Origin of the sequence: Kribbella monticola (genome assembly GCF_003261635.1) — a bacterium.
GTDB lineage: Bacteria > Actinomycetota > Actinomycetes > Propionibacteriales > Kribbellaceae > Kribbella > Kribbella monticola.
Map to the genome: position 1 here is coordinate 213,166 of NZ_QFXK01000009.1, position 18,289 is coordinate 231,454.

Consider the following 18,289-nt stretch of genomic DNA (forward strand, 5'->3'; position numbering starts at 1 on the left):
GTAGGGAACACTGATGCGCCGGGGGGTACGGGTGGCACTGGATATCGGTGATGCACGCATCGGGGTGGCGAGTTCCGATCCGCACGGGATCCTCGCGACACCGGTGGAGACCGTACGGCGTGGCCCGGGCGACCTGGCCCGGATCGCGGCCCTGGTCACCGAGCTCGAGGCGTTCGAGATCGTGATCGGCCTGCCGCGGTCGTTGTCGGGCGGTGAGGGCCGGGCCGCGGTGAAGATCCGCGAGACCGCCGAACAGGTCCGGCAGTTTGTGCTGACCCACGCCGTGGGGGATGCTCCCGACGTGCGCCTTGTCGACGAGCGGTTCAGTACGGTCACCGCCGAGCAGCAGTTGCGGGAACGTGGCAAGAAGGGCTCCAAGCGGCGGGCCGTGGTCGACCAGGCCGCGGCGGTCGTGATTCTGCAGCACGCGCTCGACTTCGAGCGGGAGACCGGGAACCCGCCTGGGAGGCCCCTGTGAACGGACCATCGGTGGACGAAGACCTCAACGAGGGCGACAACCTGCCGGACAGCCTCGGTCTGCGCCCGGAGAGCAGGGTCGAGCGGCGGGCGAACCGGCGCAAGGCCCGGACCCGGCGCGGCTTCGGCTGCTTCGCGGGGCTGGTCTCGCTGCTGGTGGTCGGCGGGCTGCTGGCCGGGCTGGCGTTCGGCTTCGGTAAGGGCCGCGACGCGCTGGAGAAGATGTTCTCGGCGCCGGACTACTCCGGCACCGGGACGACCGCGGTGACGGTCGAGATCACCCAGGGGCAGAGCTCGCAGTCGATCGCGGACACCCTGGAGAAGAAGGGCGTGGTGAAGAGCGCCCGGGCCTTCGAGCGGGCGGCTCGCGACAACCCGAAGTCCCGCTCGATCCAGGCCGCGACGTACACGCTGAAGAAGGAGATGTCGGCGAAGGCGGCGCTCGACCTGCTGCTGGACCCGGCCAAGTCGGTGCTGGTGACCCGGATCGGCTTCCCGAGCGGGCGGACCAAGGCCGAGATCACCGACATCCTGCAGAAGGCGAAGGCCGCCAAACTCCCACCGGGTGCGGCCGCGGCCGCCATGGCCAAGCCGTGGGCCCTCGGCCTGCCCTCGTATGCGAACAACAACCCCGAGGGTTTCCTCTACCCGGGCACGTACGACGTGCCGAAGGGCGCCACGGCGTACACGATCCTGAAGTTGATGACGTCGCAGTTCGCCCGGACCTCGGCGGAGATCAAGCTGCCGCAGACCGCCCAGCGCAAGAAGGTCGACCCGTACCAGGTGGTGATCATCGCCAGCATCATCGCGGCGGAGACCAACCGCAAGGAGGACTACGGCAAGGTCGCCCGGGTCATCTACAACCGGCTGGCGGGCAATCAGCGCCTGCAGATGGACTCTACGATCCACTACGTCATCGGGCGCAACGGCAAGGTCTTCACCTCCGACGCCGACCGGCAGATCGATTCGCCGTACAACACCTACAACCGCAGCGGGCTGCCGCCGACGCCGATCAACTCGCCCGGCCGGGACACCCTGCTGGCCGCGCTGAATCCGACGCCGGGTGGCTGGAAGTACTTCACGCTGGTCAACCTGGACACCGGCGAGACCGCGTTCGCGTCCACCCTCGCGGAGCACCAGCGGAACGTGCAGAAGCTGCAGGCCTGGTGCTCGGCTCACGCCGGTCGGTGCTGATGACCCGCTGTGCCGTTCTCGGCTCGCCGATCGCGCACTCACTGTCGCCGGCGATGCACCGCGCCGCGTACGCCGAACTAGGGCTGCGCGACTGGCGGTACGAGGCCTACGAGGTCGGTGAGCAGGAGCTCCCGGGCTTCCTGAGCACGCTCGGCGACGACGTGCGCGGGCTGTCGCTCACGATGCCGCTGAAGCGGGTCGCGCTGGAGTTGGTGGACACCGTCGACCCGGTGGCTGAGCTGATCGGTGCGGCGAACACGATGTTGTTCGAACCCGACGGCTCCCGGTCGGCCCACAACACCGACGTACCGGGGCTCGTCGCCGCGTTCGCCGAGCGAGGGATCACGGGCGCCGACACGGCCGTAGTACTGGGTGGTGGGGCGACCGCGGCATCCACGCTGGCCGCATTGCGGGGGCTCAAGGTGTCGGAGGTGACGCTCGTCGTCCGGGATCCGTCGAAAGCCGCCCGGCTGCTGGATCTCGCGGCCGAACTCGGCCTCAAGACGTCGGTCGCGGACTTCGGCCAGGTCGAGCAGATCGGCGGCTTCGACCTGTGTGTGTCCACCTTGCCCGGTGGCGTGGTCGATCCGTGGGCGGACCATTTCGCGGCCGTCGCGCCGGTGGTCTTCGACGTCGCCTACCACCCGTGGCCGACGCAACTCGCGATCGCGGCGCACCGGATCGGTACAGAGCTGTTGAACGGCCTTGATCTGCTTGTGCATCAGGCGACCCTGCAGGTGGAGATGATGACAGGTAGGTCGCCCGCGCCTCTGGCGGCCATGAGGGCCGCCGCGCGTGAGGAGCTCGACGATCGTGAGCCAAGTTGACCGCCGCACACTTCTGAGGACCGGCGGTGCACTGGCTGCCGTCGCCCTGACCAGCTGTTCTGGAAACAAACCGGCCAATGCCGGGCCGGACAGCCTGACCGCCACCGCCGGACCGGACTGGAACGGCTTCCGCAAAGGCCTGACCGGCAAGCTCTATCGCCCGGGTGACGCCGGCTACGCCGGCGCGCACCAGACCTTCAATCCCAGGTTCGACTCGATCCAGCCGGCCGGCGTGGTCCGGATCTCGACGGTGGACGATGTGCGCGAGTCGATCCTGTTCGCCCGGAAGAACAAGCTGGTCTGCGTCCCGAAGGGCGGCGGCCATTCGTACGTGGGCGGCTCCACGGCCGCCAACGGCCTGGTGGTGGACGTCGGCTCCGCGCGCGGGATCAGCTACGCGAACAACGTGGTGACGATCGGCGCCGGCGCGAAGCTGTACGACGTACACGCGTACCTCGACAAGTTCGGCCGCTCGATCCCGACCGGGACCTGCCCGACCGTCGGGATCGCCGGGCTCACGCTGGGTGGCGGGATGGGGATCCACACCCGGACGTACGGGCTGACCCTCGACCGCGTGATGTCGATGCAGGTGGTGACCGCGGACGGCGTCTTCCGGACGGTCAGCCCGACGCAGGAGCCCGAGTTGTTCTGGGCGCTGCGCGGCGGTGGTGGCGGCAATCTCGGGATCGTGACGTCGTTCCGGCTGGCCACGATCGGCGCAGGCAAGCTCGGGTTCTTCCGGCTCACTTGGCCGGAGGCGAAGGCGGCTGCCGTCGTACGGGGCTGGCAGCGGTTCGCGCACGAAGCGCCGGCCACGGCCTGGGGCAACCTGCATATCGATGCCCAGAGCAACGGAACCTTGTCGGTCCACATCCTCGGCGTGTCCACGACCGGTTCGGCCGCGGCGGCCGCGGCTCAGGTGGAGTCGTTCGTCGGCTCGAAGGCCAGCACCCGGTCGATCACGGTGAAGACGCACATGGAGGCCGTTCGCTATCTCGGCGGCGGCACGACGAGCCCACGGACCGGCTTCCTGGCCGGATCCGACGTACTGCGTGGTCCGATGGACGCCGGCACCATCAACGGGCTGCTCGGCGCGGTGAAGGCCGCTGCCCGGGCGAAGGTGCCGGCCGCCGCGATCCTCGATCCGCTCGGGGGACAAGCGGCGAAGGAGCCCGGACCCGGTACGGCGTGGCCGTGGCGGTCCGCGCTCGGCGTGATCCAGTGGTACTGCGGTACCGCGGCGCATCCCACCTCGGCCCAGCTCGGGGCAGCGCAGAAGTTCATCACGTCCGGGCATCACGCGGTCGCGAAGGCCTCGGCCGGCGGCTACGTGAACTATGTCGAGGCCGGCCGCTCGGTCAATTCCTACTACGGCGCCAAGCTCGGCCGGCTGCGGGCCGCGAAGAAGAAATACGACCCGGCCAACTTCTTCCGCACGCCGTACACCCTTACCTAGCTACTGTTCCGCCATGAAGCTGTGGCGGATGGTTGCGGGAGTGCTCGGATTTGCCGCTGTGGCGACAGGGATCACCCCTGCTTGGGCCTGTGCCTGCGGCGGGTATCTGCCGGACGCCGAGTCGCGCGCCCGGGCGTACGGGGAGAACGCGCTGGTCCGGTACGACGGCCGACGCGAGGAGATCGTGTTGTCGATGGCCGTCCACGGTGTGTCGAAGAAGGCGGCCTGGATCATGCCCGTGCCGGCCGCGGCCGAGGTGAGCCTCGGCGACAAGAACACCTTCTACGGGCTGGAAGCGATCACCGCGCCGAAGGTGGTGACCCGTACGACGTACTGGCCCTTCCGGGATCTCGACATCACCGGCCGGGACGGCTCGGTCGGTGGCGCGCCCCGCGGCGCCGCCGCGGTCGACGTACGGCAGCAGATGACGCTGGGCCCGTTCCAGGTCGCCCGGCTCGGTGGGAGCAGCGCGAGCGCGGTGACGAACTGGCTGCGGCTCAACGGTTACGTCGTACCGGCGACGCTGGCCACCAACCTCACGCCGTACATCACCGAGAAGTGGGAGATCGTCGCGGTCAAGCTCGCGCCGAAGGAGACGAGCGGGAGTCTGTCCGGCGCGACTCCGCCGTTGCAGTTGAGCTTCGCGTCGTCGCGGATCGTCTACCCGATGCGCCTCAGCAAGGGCGCCACCACGCAGCAAACGGTCACCGTCTACGTCGCCTCCGACCATCGCGTGGACGCCTCCCAACTGCCCGATCCGTCCGTGCAGCCGAAGCTCCTGTACGCCGGCCGGGTGACCGATCGTCCCGAGCTGACCGGATCGCAGAACTACCTGACCGCCTACACCGTCTCGTACGCCGAACCGTCGCGCATCACCGACGACTTCACCTTCACCCCGGCAGCCAACGACGACGAGTTCCAGCGGATCACCTACATCACCAAGAACGACGGCTGGCCGAGCACCCTCGCAATCGTCCTACTCGGCCCGCTGCTGATCGGCGTCGGCGCAGCCCTCCTCGCCCGCCGCTCCGTCCGCAAGTCCCGCGCCTGAAGGTTGTCCACAGGCTTCACACTCGGGGGAGCGGGACGGGGCTCTGATCGTCTAGGCTCCTGCATCGTGTCGGCAGAGAACGCGTTGCTCGCCGCGGGTGCAGGCGTGGTGCTCTGCGGACCTGCGGCGTTCCTGCTCGGCCCCTGGCTGATGCGGCGGATCCCCGAGCCGGTGCTGGACGAGGGCGAGACCAAGACGCCGTACGCCGAACTGGCCGGCCGCGGCTTGGCGAGCAGCGCGGCGTACTGGTGTGGTGGAGCAGCCGCCGTCGCCGGTGGACTGCTCGGGTGGAGTCTCGGGACATCGCCTGCCCTGGCGGCATGGCTGCTGCTGGCCGTTGCGGGGGCAGTGCTCGGGTACATCGACACCCGGACGAGATTTCTGCCGTCGGCGATCATCTGGCCGACGTACTTCGTGGTCGGCGCGGCCCTGATCGTCGGGGCAGCCGTATCGGGGGAGTGGGGCTCGCTACGCCGGGCCGCGATCGCCGGGGTGGTCGGGTTCGGGGTGTTCTACCTGCTGTGGTTCGTGTTCCCGCGCGGTGTCGGCTTCGGCGACGTCCGGCTGTCCGGGTTACTCAGCATGACGCTCGGCTGGCTCGGCTGGGGGCAACTCGTCACCGGCCTGTACGGCGGGTTCTTCCTCGGCGCCGTGATCGGCATCGTGCTCACACTGGCCAAGGTCTTCCGGCGCCGGCAGATGTTCCCGTTCGGCCCGTTCATGCTCGTCGGTGCCCTGGTCGGGGTGTTGATGGGCGGCCCGCTGGAACACCTCTATCTGGGCTGATACCTGACTGTCACCAGCCGGGATAGCGGAGGTGCCAGGCGGTCTGTGGGCCGTACTCGCTGTGCAGCTTGTCTGTCTGGGTGAACTCCAAGGCCAGGTCGTCGGCCAGTTGAAGGATGGTGCCGCGCCCCTCGACGGCGTACACGAGCTCAGCCGGGAGAGCGGTCTCGCCGTGCAGCGCGCCGAGGACGTTGCCGCAGATCGCGCCGGTCGAGTCGCTGTCGCCCGAATGCGTGACAGCGAGCGCGAGGGCGTCGAGGAACTGCTCGGGCTCGCGAAAGACCAGCGCCGCGTACACCCCGATCGCGAGCGCTTCCTCGGCGATCCAGCCGCCACCGAGCCGCTCGACGGTGACCGGACCAGGCCTTACCTCGCTTGCGGCCAACTCGCGCGCGGCGACCAGCGCAGTACTGGTTTCTTCGTGGTCTTGCTGGGTGGCCAGCAGTCTCTGCGTTTCGTCGAGGGCTGCGTCCAGGTCAGCGCCTTGGCAGAGCAGGTGCACGATCGCGGCGAGCGCACCCGAGGCGAGCTGGCCGGTGGGATGGCCGTGGGTGTAGCCGGCAGCCTCAGCGGCCGCGTCGAAGGCCCACTCCAGGGTGAAACCCTTTGCTGCAGGCAACAATCCGAACGGCGCCGCGCGCATCACGCCGCCGCAGCCCTTCGAGTTGTTCACCGCCTGCGCCCCGAACTGTGGAATGCGGTCCATCCCCTTGCGGGCCTTGCCGAGCGCCGACAGACAGGTGTTGCCCGGCGCGCGCCGTGCGTACAACCATTGCTCGGCCTGCAACCACCCGTCCCGCCGGCCGCTAGGTGCCGGCAGCAACTGAGTGTCGAGCCAGCGGTCGTACGCGTGCTGCACCACCGCGACCGTGAACCCGATCCCGCGATCGGTCCGTACGCCGGCGCGGATCAGCCCTTCGACGGTGAACAACGTCATCTGGGTGTCGTCCGTGATCGTCCCCGGCGGCCAATCGGCGCCCCCGGCAACGAACTCACGCAGACCACCTGGATGAGCGGCAACGATCTTCTGACCGTCGTCGAACTCGATCGGGCCGCCGAGCGCGTCCCCGATCGCACCGCCGAGCAAGCACCCGCGGACACGAGAGCGATACGCCTCGTCACGTGATCGCGTCATCGAGTCCTCCGTGCGCTGTGCCATCGACGCCTCCCAGTCGTTGAGCAGTCGCACGAGGGTATCCGGGGGTAGTGCTAGCGCTACCTCCAAGACGGGTCCCAAGGCCAGTTCTTCCGACGCCGCCGGCTTCTAAGTTCGTAGTACAGAACAACCGGACCGCAAGGAGCACCTGATGAGCATCTCTCTCCGCCGCACCGCCACGCGACTGGCGGCCGCGGGCCTGGCCACGATCGCGCTCGGCGGCGCCGCGGTGGTCGGTGCCCAGGCCGCCCTGCCTTCCAGCACCCCCTGCAGCGCCAACCCGGTCAGCAAGACCCTCGACGTCCTCCTCACCGTCCGCTCCATGGACAACGACACCACCACCTGCCCGTCCCACTGACAGCGCCGGCCGCTCCACCGGACCCCCAAGTCGTTGCCGGATCGCCCCAGCCGGGTCGTCGGCGAGGTGCCCGGCGTACGCGGAACTGAGACTGGGCGCGGGGCGTCGGGGTGCGCGTGAAAGAATCGCGGCATGCTGCGCTGGCTCACCGCCGGCGAGTCGCACGGACAAGCGCTCGTCGCCGTACTCGAAGGTCTTCCCGCTGGGGTCCAGGTCACCACTGATGACGTGGCCGATGCCCTGGCCCGTCGTCGTCTCGGCTACGGCCGGGGTGCCCGGATGAAGTTCGAGCGGGACGAGGTGACGTTTCTCGGCGGATTCCGGCACGGGCTGTCGCTCGGTTCGCCGGTCGCCATCCAGGTCGGCAACACCGAATGGCCGAAGTGGGAGCAGGTGATGTCCGCCGATCCCGTCGATCCGCAGGTGCTGGCCGACCTCGCCCGCAACGCCCCGCTGACCCGGCCGCGCCCCGGTCACGCCGACCTCGCCGGTATGCAGAAGTACGGCTTCGACGAGGCCCGGCCGGTGCTCGAACGCGCCAGCGCCCGGGAGACCGCGGCCCGCGTCGCACTCGGCGAGGTGGCGGCGCGCTTCCTGCAGCAGGCGTACGGCGTGACGATCGTGAGCCACGTCGTCGAACTGGGCACGGTCAAGGCGCCGTACGGCGTGATCCCGTCGGCGGCCGACGTCGCCCGGCTCGACGCCGACCCGGTGCGCTGCCTCGACGCGGATGCGAGCAAGGCGATGGTCGCCGAGATCGACGCCGCGCAGAAGGCCGGTGACACCCTCGGCGGTGTCGTCGAGGTGATCGTCGACGGTCTCCCGCCCGGCCTCGGCAGCTACGTGCACTGGGACCGCCGCCTCGACTCCAAGCTGGCCGGCGCCCTGATGGGCATCCAGGCGATCAAGGGCGTCGAGCTCGGCGACGGCTTCGAACTCGCCCGTACTCCGGGTTCGCGCGCGCACGACGAGATCGTCGCCGAAGACGGTGAGGTACGCCGTACCAGCGGTCGCTCGGGCGGCACCGAGGGCGGGATGAGCACGGGGGAGACCCTGCGCGTCCGCGCCGCGATGAAGCCGATCGCGACGGTGCCCCGCGCCTTGCGCACGATCGACACGGTCACCGGCGAAGCCGCCTCGGCCCATCACCAGCGCTCAGACGTCTGCGCCGTACCGGCTGCCGGCATCGTCGCCGAGGCGATGGTCGCGCTGGTGCTTGCGGATGTCTCGATCGAGAAGTTCGGTGGCGATTCGGTCGCGGAGTCCGCGCGCAACCACAAGGCGTACCTTGCGAGCCTGCCGAGCACCATCACCCCGCGCGAGTGGAGCGGGGAGTGAGCGCATCGACCGGGTCCGGTCCGGTCGTCGTCCTGGTCGGGCCGCCCGGGTCAGGCAAGTCGACGATCGCGAAACTGCTCGCGGCGAAGCTCGGCAAGACGCATCGCGACACCGACACCGACGTCGAGACCGAAGCCGGTAAGCCGATCTCGGACATCTTCGTCGACTCGGGCGAGGCTGCGTTCCGGGAGCTCGAGCGGGCCGCGATCGTCGCCGCGCTGACCGACGACGACGCCGTACTGTCGCTCGGCGGCGGTGCCGTCCTCGATGCCGACACCCGCGCGGATCTCGCCGGACACAACGTCGTCTTCCTCAACGTCACCGTCGGCGAAGCCGCCAAGCGCGTCGGCCTCGGTGTCGCCCGCCCACTCCTGCTCGGCAACGTCCGCACCCAGCTCCGCAACCTCCTCGAAGCCCGCCGCCCGTACTACGAAGAGGTCGCCAAGCTCACGGTGGACACGGACAACCGCACTCCCACCGAGATCGCCGACGAAATCCTGGAGCAGCTGGGATGACCGAGCAGAACGTTCCGGCGGGCGGAGCCGACGCTGCTGCCCCCGGGGCGGCGGACCCGCGCCGCATCCGAGTTGCCGCCGCCGCGCCGTACGACGTTGTCATCGGCAACAATCTGCTCGGCGAACTGCCAGGGCTGCTGGGCGCCGACGTACGCCGCGTCGCCGTGATCCACCCGCGCGCGCTGCGGACCAGTGGCGACGCGATCCGCGACGACCTGACGTCGGCCGGGTTCACCGCGCACGCGATCGAGATCCCGGACGCCGAAGAGGCCAAGTCCGCGGAGGTGCTCGCGTACTGCTGGTCGGTGCTCGGTCAGGCCGGGTTCACCCGCTCGGACGCGATCGTCTCGATCGGCGGCGGTACGACGACCGACCTGGCCGGCTTCGTCGCCGCGACCTGGCTGCGCGGCGTACGAGTCGTGCACATCCCGACCACGTTGCTCGGCATGGTCGACGCGGCGGTCGGCGGGAAGACCGGGATCAACACGGCCGAGGGGAAGAACCTGGTCGGCGCGATCTGGGAGCCGGCCGGGGTGCTGTGCGATCTGGCCGCGCTGGAAACCCTGCCCCGCAACGATTACGTGAGCGGCCTGGCCGAGGTGGTGAAATGCGGGTTCATCGCCGATCCGGCGATCCTCGACCTGGTCGAGAAGGACCCGGCCGGCGCTTCGACTCCGGCGTACGAGCACACCGAGGAACTGATCGCCCGCGCCATCCAGGTGAAGGCGGACACGGTCGGCGGTGATCTGCGCGAGCGGACCACCGCGCTCGGCGGAGCGATCGGCCGGGAGGCGCTGAACTACGGGCACACGCTCGGCCATGCGATCGAGCGGCTCGAGCGGTACAAATGGCGGCACGGAGCCGCGATCAGCATCGGGATGGTGTTCGTCGCCGAGCTTGCCCGGGCCGCGGGCAAGCTCGACGACGCCACGGCCGACCGGCACCGCGCAGTACTGGAGTCCCTTGGCCTGCCGACGTCCTACCGGGCCGACGCCTGGCCGCATCTGCAGGACGCGATGAAACTGGACAAGAAGACCCGGGCCGACCGGCTGCGCTTCGTCGTACTGGACGGCTTGGCGAAGCCAACCATCCTCGAAGCCCCCGACCCGAGCCTCCTCATCGCCGCCTACGCCGAGATCAGCTGACGGTCATTTGTCGAAGTCCAACGCGGTGTAGCCGTCGCCGGAGCGGCCCTTCACGACGATCCGGCGGTCGGTCACCACGGGGCCGACCACGTTGCCGTCCTTGTCGAGCCGCCGGGTCTCGACCCGCGCCTTGTCGCCCAGCCTGAGCGTGACGGAACTCCAGGAGCGGATGTAGGCGAGACCATCGACCACGTCGGTGGTGAACCACGGACCTGGCTTGCCCTTCATCACCATCCGGCGCTGCACGGTGGTGACACCAGGCCCGGCCGTCACCCACCGGCTGGACGAGAAACCGGTCAGGGTGCCGTCCGGTTTGCCGATGCTTCCGGCGGTGTCGCCTGACCCCCCGAGGCCGTCGGGATACTTCCGGCTGAACGTGGTGAAGGTGTAGTTGCGCCGGACGCGTCCGTCGGGGTCCTTCGTGGTGATCGTGCCGTCGCAGGCATAGGTACGGCCGCCGGAGTCCACCGCGACTGTCCAGTCCGTGCTGCGATCGGAATCGGTGACCTTGGTGGCGTGCCGGATCTTGCCGATCTTGGCGCCCATGCCGGGCCAATCCAGCGGTGCGGTCTCAAAGGTCTGTCCAGGGATGTCATGGGACCCGACCCATTTGATGCACTCGGTCGCGAACGCCTTCGCCTGGGCCTCGGTCAAGCTGCCTCGATCGACCGAAACGGTGTTGTCGGCGGGCTTCGGCGTTGTCGTCGTCGCCGAACTCCCGCCCTTTCCGGCCGGGCCTGGATCGGACTTCAGCATCGACGGCACGGTGAGTGCGCCGGTGGCGACGACGGCGATCGAGGCGGCGGCCACGACCGGCAGCAGCCAGGTCTTGCGGCCGCGTTTCTCGTCGGTGTCGGCCAGGACGCGATCGAGGATGACGGTCTTGTGCGGGAGCGGTCGCTCCGCGGGGATCTGCCTGGTCATTCGAGGCCCTCCGTGGTGCCGAGGTCGAGAAGGCCGGCCAGACGCGTGCGTGCCCTGGCCAGCCGGGATTTGACGGTGCCTTCCGGTACGCCGAGGGCTCTGGCCGCCTCGGCGATCGAGCACTCCGACCAGACGACGAGTTCGACGACCTCGCGCTGCTTGGCCGGGATCCGGTCGAGCAAGCGCCGGGTCTGACTCATCGAGCGTTCGTCGTCGACCCGGGCGGCTGCATCCGCGGAATGGTCGGGGACGGTGCCGGTGTGGTCGATCAGCTCGATCCGGTCGGTCAGGGCTGCCTGCCGCCGCGAGGCGCGCAGTACGTTGCCTGCTTCGTAGCCGGCCATCACCAACAGCAGCGGCCGCGCGGTGTCCAGTGTCAGCCGGTCGACCTTCCCGGCCCGAGCCCGGCGCCAGAGCGCGACGAAGGTGGCCTGCACCACGTCCTCCGCACTCGCCCAGGACGACGTACGCCGGAACGCGAAGTTGTAGACCGCGTCGCTGTGGCGATGGAAAAGATCGGCCAGCGCGTCCTCGTCGGCGACCCGAAGCCGCTCCCAGAGATCTCGGTCGTCGCTGACCGCGTACCTGGGCCTGGCTTCCACCCGCCGCACCCCCATCGCTATATGTGTGCTCACACCAGGAAGAGTCCGGCACCCACCCCCAGGTTCCCTCCCCGCCCGATCAACCGTGCAGTCTCCGCCCAGCCAACCCCTCCGCCCAGCAAACCCTCCGCCCAGCCCGCCTGCTCTGCCCAGCCAACCCCGCCGCCCAGCCCACCTCCTCTGCCCAGTCCACCTCCTCTGCCCAGCCACCTCCTCTGCCCAGCCGCCTCCTCTGCCCAGCCGCCTCCTCTGCCCAGCCAACCCCGCCGCCCAGCCCACCTCCTCTGCCCAGTCCACCTCCTCTGCCCAGCCACCTCCTCTGCCCAGCCACCTCCTCTGCCCAGCCAACCCCGCCGCCCAGTCCACCTCCTCTGCCCAGCCACCTCCTCTGCCCAGCCACCTCCTCTGCCCAGCCACCTCCTCTGCCCAGCCAACCCCGCCGCCCAGTCCACCTCCTCCGCCCAGCCCGCCTACTCTGCCCAGCTCAACTAGGCGCTCGACTCGGTCTCAGCTCAGTTCGGGCGGCAGCGGACGGTGGTGGAGGATGTCGAGGCGGGAGACCGCTCTGGTCAGCACAACATAAAGCCGGTTCAGCCCGCGGCTTTCGGCCTCGGCGATCGCCGCCGGCTCGACAGCGATCACGTGGTCGTACTCGAGCCCCTTCGCCAGACTCGCCGGCACCACCGCCACCCGGCCATCCCCATCCGGCGCGACGGTCTCGATACCGCCCGCATGAAGTGCCGCAGCGAGCTCAGCGATGGCCTCATCGGCAGCGATCACACCGATCGACCCTTCGTCTTTGAGAGCGCCTCGTACTGCGTCGACGCACCCGCCCGCCAGATCGTCGGTCTGCTTGATCGCGAGCTGCCCATCGCTCCGAAACGAACGTGTCGCCGGAACCTTCGCCTGCAGACCTCCGAGGAGCCGATTGGCGATGGCGACCACAGCAGCAGGGACCCGATACCCGGTGGTCAACGCGATCACTTCCGCCGCAGGCTTGCCGAGATAGCCGAGCTGCTCAACCCAATCCCGCGCTGCCCACGGCGTCGTACCCTGCGCGAGATCGCCAAGCACGGTGATCGAGCCGTGCTCGCTACGTCGCGCGATGGCTCGGCACTGCATGGGGGAGAGGTCTTGCGCCTCGTCGATGATCACGTGACCGTAGCTCTCGCCGCGACCCACCAGCGCGCTGACCTCGTCCAGCAGCACCAGATCCGCAGCCGTCCAGAGAGCGCTCCCTGCCTTTCTCGGCCGTTTCCAGGCGATGGCCTGTTGCTCTTCCTGGCTGAGAACCCCATCGCTCGCCGGAGCGGGATCACTGAGGAACTCCGCCAGCACCTCAGCTGGTTTCACGGCTGGCCAGACAGCGTCGACTGCAGGCGTCACCACCCGCGCCATCCGTCGAAGCCAAACACCATTGCAGTTCTGACCTCGCGCTTCGGCCTGCCGCTGCAGCGCCGCCACCAACCGCGAGATCACCCGCTCCCGCCCGAGCCCGTACGCCGTCGCCTCCTCCCTGGCGTCCTCGACCATCCGCGCGAACTCGTACTGGTTGACCCGCCACCGATACGAACTGTCCGGTACGACGACGGCCTCGCGCGGTGGCCGGAGGCGCGCGTAGAGCGCTCTCCGAAGGATCTCGGCCATCCGCCCATCGTGTTTCACCAAGGCGGCCGCCGTCTCGTCGGTCGCTCGAACGCTGAGTTTCCCGCCGATCAGCAGATCGTCGACCGTCGTCTGCTCGACATCCACCTCACCCAGTGTCGGCAACACAGCCGAGATGTAATGCAGGAACGCCCGGTTGGGCCCAAGCACCAGCACCCCATTGCGCTGCAACCTCGCCCGATGCGCATACAACAGGTACGCCGCTCGGTGCAGCCCCACAGCCGTCTTCCCCGTACCCGGCGCCCCCTGCACACAAATCGACGCCTCCAACTCAGCCCGAACCAACTCGTCCTGCTCCGGCTGAATGGTCGCCACAATGTCCCGCATCGGCCCCACCCGAGGCCGCTCAATCTCCGCCCGAAGAATCCCCCCAACAACCCCTCCACCCTCGCCCGCTCCAGGCTTCACATTCGGACCCTCGGAAGAAGGTGGGGAAAGTTGTTCGTCCTCGAAGCCGGTCAGGGTTGAGTTCGACCATCCGTAGCGTCGGCGTACGGCGACGCCCTGCGGATCGCGGACGCCGGCTCGGTAGAACGCCGTCGACACCGGCGCGCGCCAGTCGATCACCAACGGCGGTCGCCCGATCGCATCCGAGATGTGCCGCCGCCCCAGGTAGTACGCCTGCCCGCTGTGCTCGCCGGCCGACCCACCGACGCCGTACTCGATCCGTCCGAAGAACGGCGGACTGTCACCCTCGTCCCCGAGCTCCCGCGCAAGACTCTTCAGGTAGTAGCCGAGCCGCTCAGCCGTATACCGATCTCCCCACGTCAGCTCACCGACGACCACGTTCTCCCGCGCCCCCGCCACCATCGCCCGCAGCGCCTCGCGACACCGCTCCGCATACGCCCGCTCTTCCTCCAGCCCCCGCATGCACCCGGCCTCTCGCCAAAAAGTTAACTCGGTTAAATCTTTGCCCAGGTTAACATTTTGCTACCCTCAGCGCATGGCCGAACTCCGGAACCGCAAGAAGCAGCAGACGCACGACGCTCTGTCGGCGGCAGCGATAGCCCTGTTCCTCGAGCGCGGCTTCGACCAGGTCTCGGTCAACGACATCGCCGCCGCGGCCCACGTCTCCAAACCAACCTTGTTCAAGTACTTCGCCACCAAGCAGGACCTGGTCCTCCACCGCATCGCCGACCACGCCCACCAGTCAGCCCGCCTCCTCCACCAAGCCGCCGCCTCCACTGCCGCCTCGCCGAACGCCGACGCGACGGCCCGGCCCAAAGCGACCCGAGCCGACGCAGCGGATCTTTCGACCGCGTCCTCAACCGCATCCGCATCCGCCTCCGCGTCCTCGACCGCATCCGCCTCCGGCTCCGTACCCGCATCCGGCTCCGTACCCGCATCCGCCTCCGGCTCCGTACCCGCATCCGCCTCCGTACCCGCATCCGCCTCCGGCTCCGTTCCCGCATCCGTCTCCGCCGTCGGCGTACTGCCCGGTGATGGCGGTGGGCGGTTGGCGTGGGCTGCGGGAGTTCTGCGGGACGCGTTTCTTGCCGGGCTCGACCAGCGGGATCCGGTGACTGGATTGAACGATCACCCGGACGTGCTGGCGTACTACCGGCTGGTGTTCGAGACGCCCGCGCTGGCGATCCGCGTGCAGCAGTTCATCGCCGACGACCAGGCCGCCCTGGCCGATGCTCTAGGCAACGACCTGACCGCGGCGGTCGCCGCCGCCCAACTCATCGCCACCCAACAGGTACTGGCCCGGCGCAACTACCTGGCCATGGCGGGCGGCATCACCGCCGACAAGCAGTACCCCACCGCGCGAGCCGAGGCCCTAACTGCCTACGCCACCTTCCCGTCCGGCAGGTAGGGGGTCGCCCTCAGACCTTCGAACCCAACGGTTGTATGACAGGGCGGGAGGGAGGGTGGGGCACTAGGGTAGGGGCGTGACTGATCTGGCTGGTGGGCGGCGCGTGCTCGTATTGAACGGACCCAATCTGGGTCGGCTCGGGTCGCGGGAGCCGGATGTGTACGGCGCGATGACGTTCGCGGATCTCGTCGCCGACTGCGAAAAGACCGGCGCCGAGCTCGGGCTCGCCGTCGAGGTGCGACAGACCGACGACGAGGCCGAGCTGGTCGGCTGGTTGCATGAAGCCGCCGACTCGAAGACGCCCGTCGTACTCAATCCCGCCGCCTTCACCCACTACTCGTACGCCCTCCGCGACGCCTGCGCCCAGCGCACCGCGCCGCTGATCGAGATCCACATCAGCAACCCCGCCGCGCGCGAGGAGTTCCGCCACACCAGCGTCGTCGCCGCCGTCGCCACCGGCACCATCGCCGGCTTCGGCGCCGACTCCTACCGCCTGGCCCTCCGCGCCCTGACCACCCTCACCGACTAGCTAGAACCTCCCGCTGAGCTGAGGGCTTGATGATGGTCGGTACGTCGAATTGGTGGTCGACGAACGCAGCCCACACGGCCTGCTGAACGGCGTGGGCGCTCTCGGTGGTGAACGGGGTGGGGCGCTCCGGGCGTTCCGCGTTGTGTTCGGTCGCTGGGCGAGGGCGCGCGTTAGTTGACGGTTGTGTGGTGAGCGACGGTGAAGCGGGTGGGGCGCTCTGGGGGTTCCGGGTCGCGTTCGGTCGCTGGGCGAGGGCGCGCGTCAGTTGGCGGTTGCGTGCTGGGCGACGGTGAAGCGGGTTTGGTGGTGGTGGGGGTGTTCGGCTTCGTCGAGGAGGGCGACGGCGAAGTCTTCCATCGAGATCGTGGAGTTGCCTTCGGCATCGATCAGGAGGTGGTCCTTGCCGAGACGGTAGCGGCCTGTTCGGGTCCCTGGTTCGAGGACAGCCGGCGGGCTGACGTACACCCAGTCGACCTGAGCTTCGGCCCGCAGTACGGCGAGTTGCTCGTTGCAGGCTTCGGCGATCGGGCGCCAGTCGGCCGGGAAGTCCGGTCCTTCGAGGACCGTCGTACCGGTGGGGAGCAGGAGGCTCGCGGCGCCGCCGACGACGATGAGGCGGGTCCCACTCTGGGCGAGTCCGGTGAGGAGGCCTTTGGTGGCGATCGCGAGTTCGTGTTCGTGGCCGGGAAGAGGTCGGGTGGCGCTGATGACTACGTCCTGATCAGTGCTGAGTTCGGCGACGGATTGTGGATCGGCGGCGTCGCCGCGGCGGAGTCGGGCTGCACGGGGGAGGGCGCCGAGCCGGTCGAGGTTGCGTCCGACAGCGGTCACCTCGTGACCGCGAGAGAGCGCTTCCTGCGTTACCCGGCTGCCAACCGCGCCGGATGCTCCGAAGACGGTGATGCGCATCATCAGTTCCTTCCGGCCGGCACGTGGGCGACGGCAACCTGACCATCGCTGGATTCGCCGGGCGCCAGGGGCTCGGTTGCGGCAGCGTGCGGGGTTGGTCGCTTCAGTTGGGCGGTTACCAGGGCAACGAGGACGATCAGAGCGCCGGCCAACTGTGCGCCGGTGAGTCGCTGGTCCAGGGCGAGCCAGCCGAGGAGGGTGGCGACGACCGGGCTGAGCAGGCCGAGGAACGTGACGTCGGTGGGGGAGAGGGCCCGGAGGCCGCGGAACCAGAGAGCGTAGGCGACCGCGGACCCGATGATCGTCAGGTACGCGTACCCGGCGAGGTTGGCCGTGGTGAGAGATGCGGGAAGCGCTCCCTCGACGATTAGCGCGACCGGGAGCAGCAGGAGTCCGCCGGCCACCAACTGCCAACCTGTCGTCGCGAGCAGCGGCGCGGGCGACTTCCATCGCTTGCTCAGAACGACACCGGTAGCCATGACCACAGCGCCGCCCAGCGCCGCCAGGACGCCCCAGCCATCCAGTCGCGCACCGGCACGCAGTACGAGGAGACTGACTCCGGCTACGCCCGCGATCGCGGCGAGAGTCGTGCGAAGAGTCAGGCGCTCCGAGAGCAGAGCGGCCGAGAGAACGGCCACCAGCAATGGTTGTAGAGCGCCGACCGTCGCGGCGACGCCGCCGGGCAGACGGTACGCCGCGACGAACAGCAGCGCGAAGAATGCTCCGATGTTGAGGGCGCCCAGGAGAAACGCGCGCAGCCACCAGATCCCGCGCGGGAGTTGACGAGTGAGCGCGACCAGCAACAGTCCGGCGGGCAGCGCCCGGATCACACCGGCGAGGAGCGGCCGGCCGGGCGGCAGCAGTTCCGTGGTGACGAGATAGGTGCTGCCCCACAGCGCGGGAGCGATGGCGGTGGTCAGGATGAGGGTGACTCGATTGCTTAGCACTAAGACAAAGTATCTCAGTGCTAAGCAATTTACTAGATCTCTCATCGCTAAGTGATCTACCTCACCGCTAAGAGATCCACTACGCTGGGGCCATGGCAGACCACGTCGACCTGGTGCTCGCCCAGTGGAGCGAGCGGCGGCCTGACCTGGACGCGTCGCCGATGGCGGTGATGGGCCGGCTCAAGCGGCTCGCCACGCTCGTCGACGGCGAGCTCCGGCGGAACTTCGCCGCCCACGACCTCGACTCGGCGTCGTTCGACGTACTGGCCACGCTCCGCCGCAGCAATGCGGAACACAGCCTGACCCCGGCCGGCCTGATGCGGTCGTCGATGGTGACCTCCGGTGCGATCACCCAGCGGCTGGACCGGCTGGAGGCGCGCGGGCTGGTGACCAGGAAGCCGAGTGAGACCGACGGCCGGGGTGTCCAGGTGACGCTGACGAAAGCCGGGCTGGACCTGATCGACGCCGTACTGCCAGCCCATGTCGCTACCGAGGACCGGTTGCTCGCCGGCCTGTCGACCGAGGAGCGGACCCAGCTGGCCGACAGTCTCCGGACCCTGCTCGAATCACTTGGCGACAAGACGGACTGACCTC

At 69.0% G+C, this 18,289-nt stretch carries 19 protein-coding genes; 13 read left to right on the forward strand and 6 right to left on the reverse strand.

Going from position 1 to position 18,289, the window contains the following annotated elements; genetic code table 11:
* The first annotated feature begins 13 nt into the window (after positions 1 to 13).
* From ruvX to DIZ26_RS04645, 6 genes are all read left to right on the forward strand, one after another.
* Positions 14 to 478 (forward strand): Holliday junction resolvase RuvX, encoded by a 465-nt coding sequence (gene ruvX / locus DIZ26_RS04620; protein ID WP_112238042.1) that lies wholly within the window; start codon positions 14 to 16, stop codon positions 476 to 478.
* Positions 475 to 1,671 carry an endolytic transglycosylase MltG gene (gene mltG, locus DIZ26_RS04625; RefSeq protein ID WP_112238043.1) on the forward strand — a complete coding sequence of 399 codons (1,197 nt, stop codon included), beginning with the start codon at positions 475 to 477 and terminating at the stop codon, positions 1,669 to 1,671. The genes ruvX and mltG overlap by 4 nt, the downstream gene beginning before the upstream one ends.
* Entirely contained in the window at positions 1,644 to 2,498 is an 855-nt protein-coding gene (locus tag DIZ26_RS04630; RefSeq protein WP_232828141.1) for a shikimate dehydrogenase, read from the forward strand. The genes mltG and DIZ26_RS04630 overlap by 28 nt, the downstream gene beginning before the upstream one ends.
* On the forward strand, positions 2,485 to 3,954 hold the full coding sequence (locus tag DIZ26_RS04635; RefSeq protein ID WP_112238045.1) for an FAD-dependent oxidoreductase: 1,470 nt from the start codon (positions 2,485 to 2,487) through the stop codon (positions 3,952 to 3,954). Before DIZ26_RS04630 ends, DIZ26_RS04635 begins: the two co-directional genes overlap by 14 nt.
* A gap of 13 nt (positions 3,955 to 3,967) precedes the next feature.
* The gene (locus DIZ26_RS04640) at positions 3,968 to 5,005 is read left to right on the forward strand and encodes a DUF2330 domain-containing protein (RefSeq protein ID WP_157979581.1); all 1,038 of its coding nucleotides are present in this window, start codon (positions 3,968 to 3,970) and stop codon (positions 5,003 to 5,005) included.
* A 66-nt stretch (positions 5,006 to 5,071) separates the two neighbouring features.
* On the forward strand, positions 5,072 to 5,791 hold the full coding sequence (locus DIZ26_RS04645; protein ID WP_232828142.1) for a prepilin peptidase: 720 nt from the start codon (positions 5,072 to 5,074) through the stop codon (positions 5,789 to 5,791).
* 10 nt (positions 5,792 to 5,801) lie between these two features.
* Here the strand turns inward: DIZ26_RS04645 and DIZ26_RS04650 are convergent, their stop codons facing one another.
* Entirely contained in the window at positions 5,802 to 6,926 is a 1,125-nt protein-coding gene (locus DIZ26_RS04650; protein ID WP_112238577.1) for an ADP-ribosylglycohydrolase family protein, read from the reverse strand.
* Between the two features lie 172 nt (positions 6,927 to 7,098).
* Between DIZ26_RS04650 and DIZ26_RS04655 the strand changes: the two genes are divergently transcribed.
* From DIZ26_RS04655 to aroB, 4 genes are all read left to right on the forward strand, one after another.
* Positions 7,099 to 7,305 carry a hypothetical protein gene (locus DIZ26_RS04655; protein ID WP_112238051.1) on the forward strand — a complete coding sequence of 69 codons (207 nt, stop codon included), beginning with the start codon at positions 7,099 to 7,101 and terminating at the stop codon, positions 7,303 to 7,305.
* 132 nt (positions 7,306 to 7,437) lie between these two features.
* Positions 7,438 to 8,643, forward strand: a complete 1,206-nt coding sequence (gene aroC / locus DIZ26_RS04660) for a chorismate synthase (protein ID WP_112238053.1) — start codon at positions 7,438 to 7,440, stop codon at positions 8,641 to 8,643.
* Complete coding sequence (locus DIZ26_RS04665) at positions 8,640 to 9,158, forward strand: shikimate kinase (RefSeq protein WP_112238055.1); 519 nt, start codon at positions 8,640 to 8,642, stop codon at positions 9,156 to 9,158. Before aroC ends, DIZ26_RS04665 begins: the two co-directional genes overlap by 4 nt.
* The gene (gene aroB / locus DIZ26_RS04670; RefSeq protein WP_112238057.1) at positions 9,155 to 10,303 is read left to right on the forward strand and encodes a 3-dehydroquinate synthase; all 1,149 of its coding nucleotides are present in this window, start codon (positions 9,155 to 9,157) and stop codon (positions 10,301 to 10,303) included. Before DIZ26_RS04665 ends, aroB begins: the two co-directional genes overlap by 4 nt.
* 3 nt (positions 10,304 to 10,306) lie before the next feature.
* On the opposite strand, the gene DIZ26_RS04675 is transcribed toward aroB, so the two are convergent.
* From DIZ26_RS04675 to DIZ26_RS04685, 3 genes are all read right to left on the reverse strand, one after another.
* Entirely contained in the window at positions 10,307 to 11,227 is a 921-nt protein-coding gene (locus DIZ26_RS04675) for a hypothetical protein (RefSeq protein ID WP_112238059.1), read from the reverse strand.
* Positions 11,224 to 11,829 carry an RNA polymerase sigma factor gene (locus DIZ26_RS04680; protein ID WP_232828143.1) on the reverse strand — a complete coding sequence of 202 codons (606 nt, stop codon included), beginning with the start codon at positions 11,827 to 11,829 and terminating at the stop codon, positions 11,224 to 11,226. The genes DIZ26_RS04675 and DIZ26_RS04680 overlap by 4 nt, the downstream gene beginning before the upstream one ends.
* 507 nt (positions 11,830 to 12,336) lie before the next feature.
* Positions 12,337 to 14,364: a HelD family protein gene (locus DIZ26_RS04685; protein WP_112238063.1), complete on the reverse strand. Its 2,028-nt coding sequence runs from the start codon at positions 14,362 to 14,364 to the stop codon at positions 12,337 to 12,339.
* 73 nt (positions 14,365 to 14,437) lie between these two features.
* On the opposite strand from DIZ26_RS04685, the gene DIZ26_RS38155 reads away from it, so the two are divergent.
* Both DIZ26_RS38155 and aroQ read left to right on the forward strand, forming a co-directional pair.
* Positions 14,438 to 15,310 carry a TetR/AcrR family transcriptional regulator gene (locus tag DIZ26_RS38155; RefSeq protein ID WP_112238065.1) on the forward strand — a complete coding sequence of 291 codons (873 nt, stop codon included), beginning with the start codon at positions 14,438 to 14,440 and terminating at the stop codon, positions 15,308 to 15,310.
* An 85-nt stretch (positions 15,311 to 15,395) separates the two neighbouring features.
* Positions 15,396 to 15,839, forward strand: coding sequence for a type II 3-dehydroquinate dehydratase (aroQ, locus tag DIZ26_RS04695; RefSeq protein ID WP_408610207.1), 444 nt, complete (start codon positions 15,396 to 15,398; stop codon positions 15,837 to 15,839).
* 261 nt (positions 15,840 to 16,100) lie between these two features.
* Here the strand turns inward: aroQ and DIZ26_RS04700 are convergent, their stop codons facing one another.
* Both DIZ26_RS04700 and DIZ26_RS04705 read right to left on the reverse strand, forming a co-directional pair.
* On the reverse strand, positions 16,101 to 16,748 hold the full coding sequence (locus tag DIZ26_RS04700; RefSeq protein ID WP_112238069.1) for an NAD(P)-dependent oxidoreductase: 648 nt from the start codon (positions 16,746 to 16,748) through the stop codon (positions 16,101 to 16,103).
* A 2-nt stretch (positions 16,749 to 16,750) separates the two neighbouring features.
* Complete coding sequence (locus tag DIZ26_RS04705; protein WP_198675895.1) at positions 16,751 to 17,695, reverse strand: EamA family transporter; 945 nt, start codon at positions 17,693 to 17,695, stop codon at positions 16,751 to 16,753.
* Between the two features lie 92 nt (positions 17,696 to 17,787).
* Between DIZ26_RS04705 and DIZ26_RS04710 the strand changes: the two genes are divergently transcribed.
* Positions 17,788 to 18,285, forward strand: a complete 498-nt coding sequence (locus tag DIZ26_RS04710; RefSeq protein ID WP_112238073.1) for a MarR family winged helix-turn-helix transcriptional regulator — start codon at positions 17,788 to 17,790, stop codon at positions 18,283 to 18,285.
* Positions 18,286 to 18,289: the final 4 nt, after the last annotated feature.

Bases quoted from the DNA above. Each gene is read 5' to 3' on its own strand.
- DIZ26_RS04710 (WP_112238073.1), top strand. From the start codon at position 17,788: ATGGCAGACCACGTCGACCTGGTGCTCGCCCAGTGGAGCGAGCGGCGG.
- DIZ26_RS04700 (WP_112238069.1), bottom strand. From the start codon at position 16,748: ATGCGCATCACCGTCTTCGGAGCATCCGGCGCGGTTGGCAGCCGGGTA.
- ruvX (WP_112238042.1), top strand. From the start codon at position 14: ATGCGCCGGGGGGTACGGGTGGCACTGGATATCGGTGATGCACGCATC.
- DIZ26_RS04685 (WP_112238063.1), bottom strand. From the start codon at position 14,364: ATGCGGGGGCTGGAGGAAGAGCGGGCGTATGCGGAGCGGTGTCGCGAG.
- aroB (WP_112238057.1), top strand. From the start codon at position 9,155: ATGACCGAGCAGAACGTTCCGGCGGGCGGAGCCGACGCTGCTGCCCCC.
- DIZ26_RS04650 (WP_112238577.1), bottom strand. From the start codon at position 6,926: ATGACGCGATCACGTGACGAGGCGTATCGCTCTCGTGTCCGCGGGTGC.
- DIZ26_RS38155 (WP_112238065.1), top strand. From the start codon at position 14,438: ATGGCCGAACTCCGGAACCGCAAGAAGCAGCAGACGCACGACGCTCTG.
- DIZ26_RS04675 (WP_112238059.1), bottom strand. From the start codon at position 11,227: ATGACCAGGCAGATCCCCGCGGAGCGACCGCTCCCGCACAAGACCGTC.
- DIZ26_RS04655 (WP_112238051.1), top strand. From the start codon at position 7,099: ATGAGCATCTCTCTCCGCCGCACCGCCACGCGACTGGCGGCCGCGGGC.
- aroC (WP_112238053.1), top strand. From the start codon at position 7,438: ATGCTGCGCTGGCTCACCGCCGGCGAGTCGCACGGACAAGCGCTCGTC.
- DIZ26_RS04640 (WP_157979581.1), top strand. From the start codon at position 3,968: ATGAAGCTGTGGCGGATGGTTGCGGGAGTGCTCGGATTTGCCGCTGTG.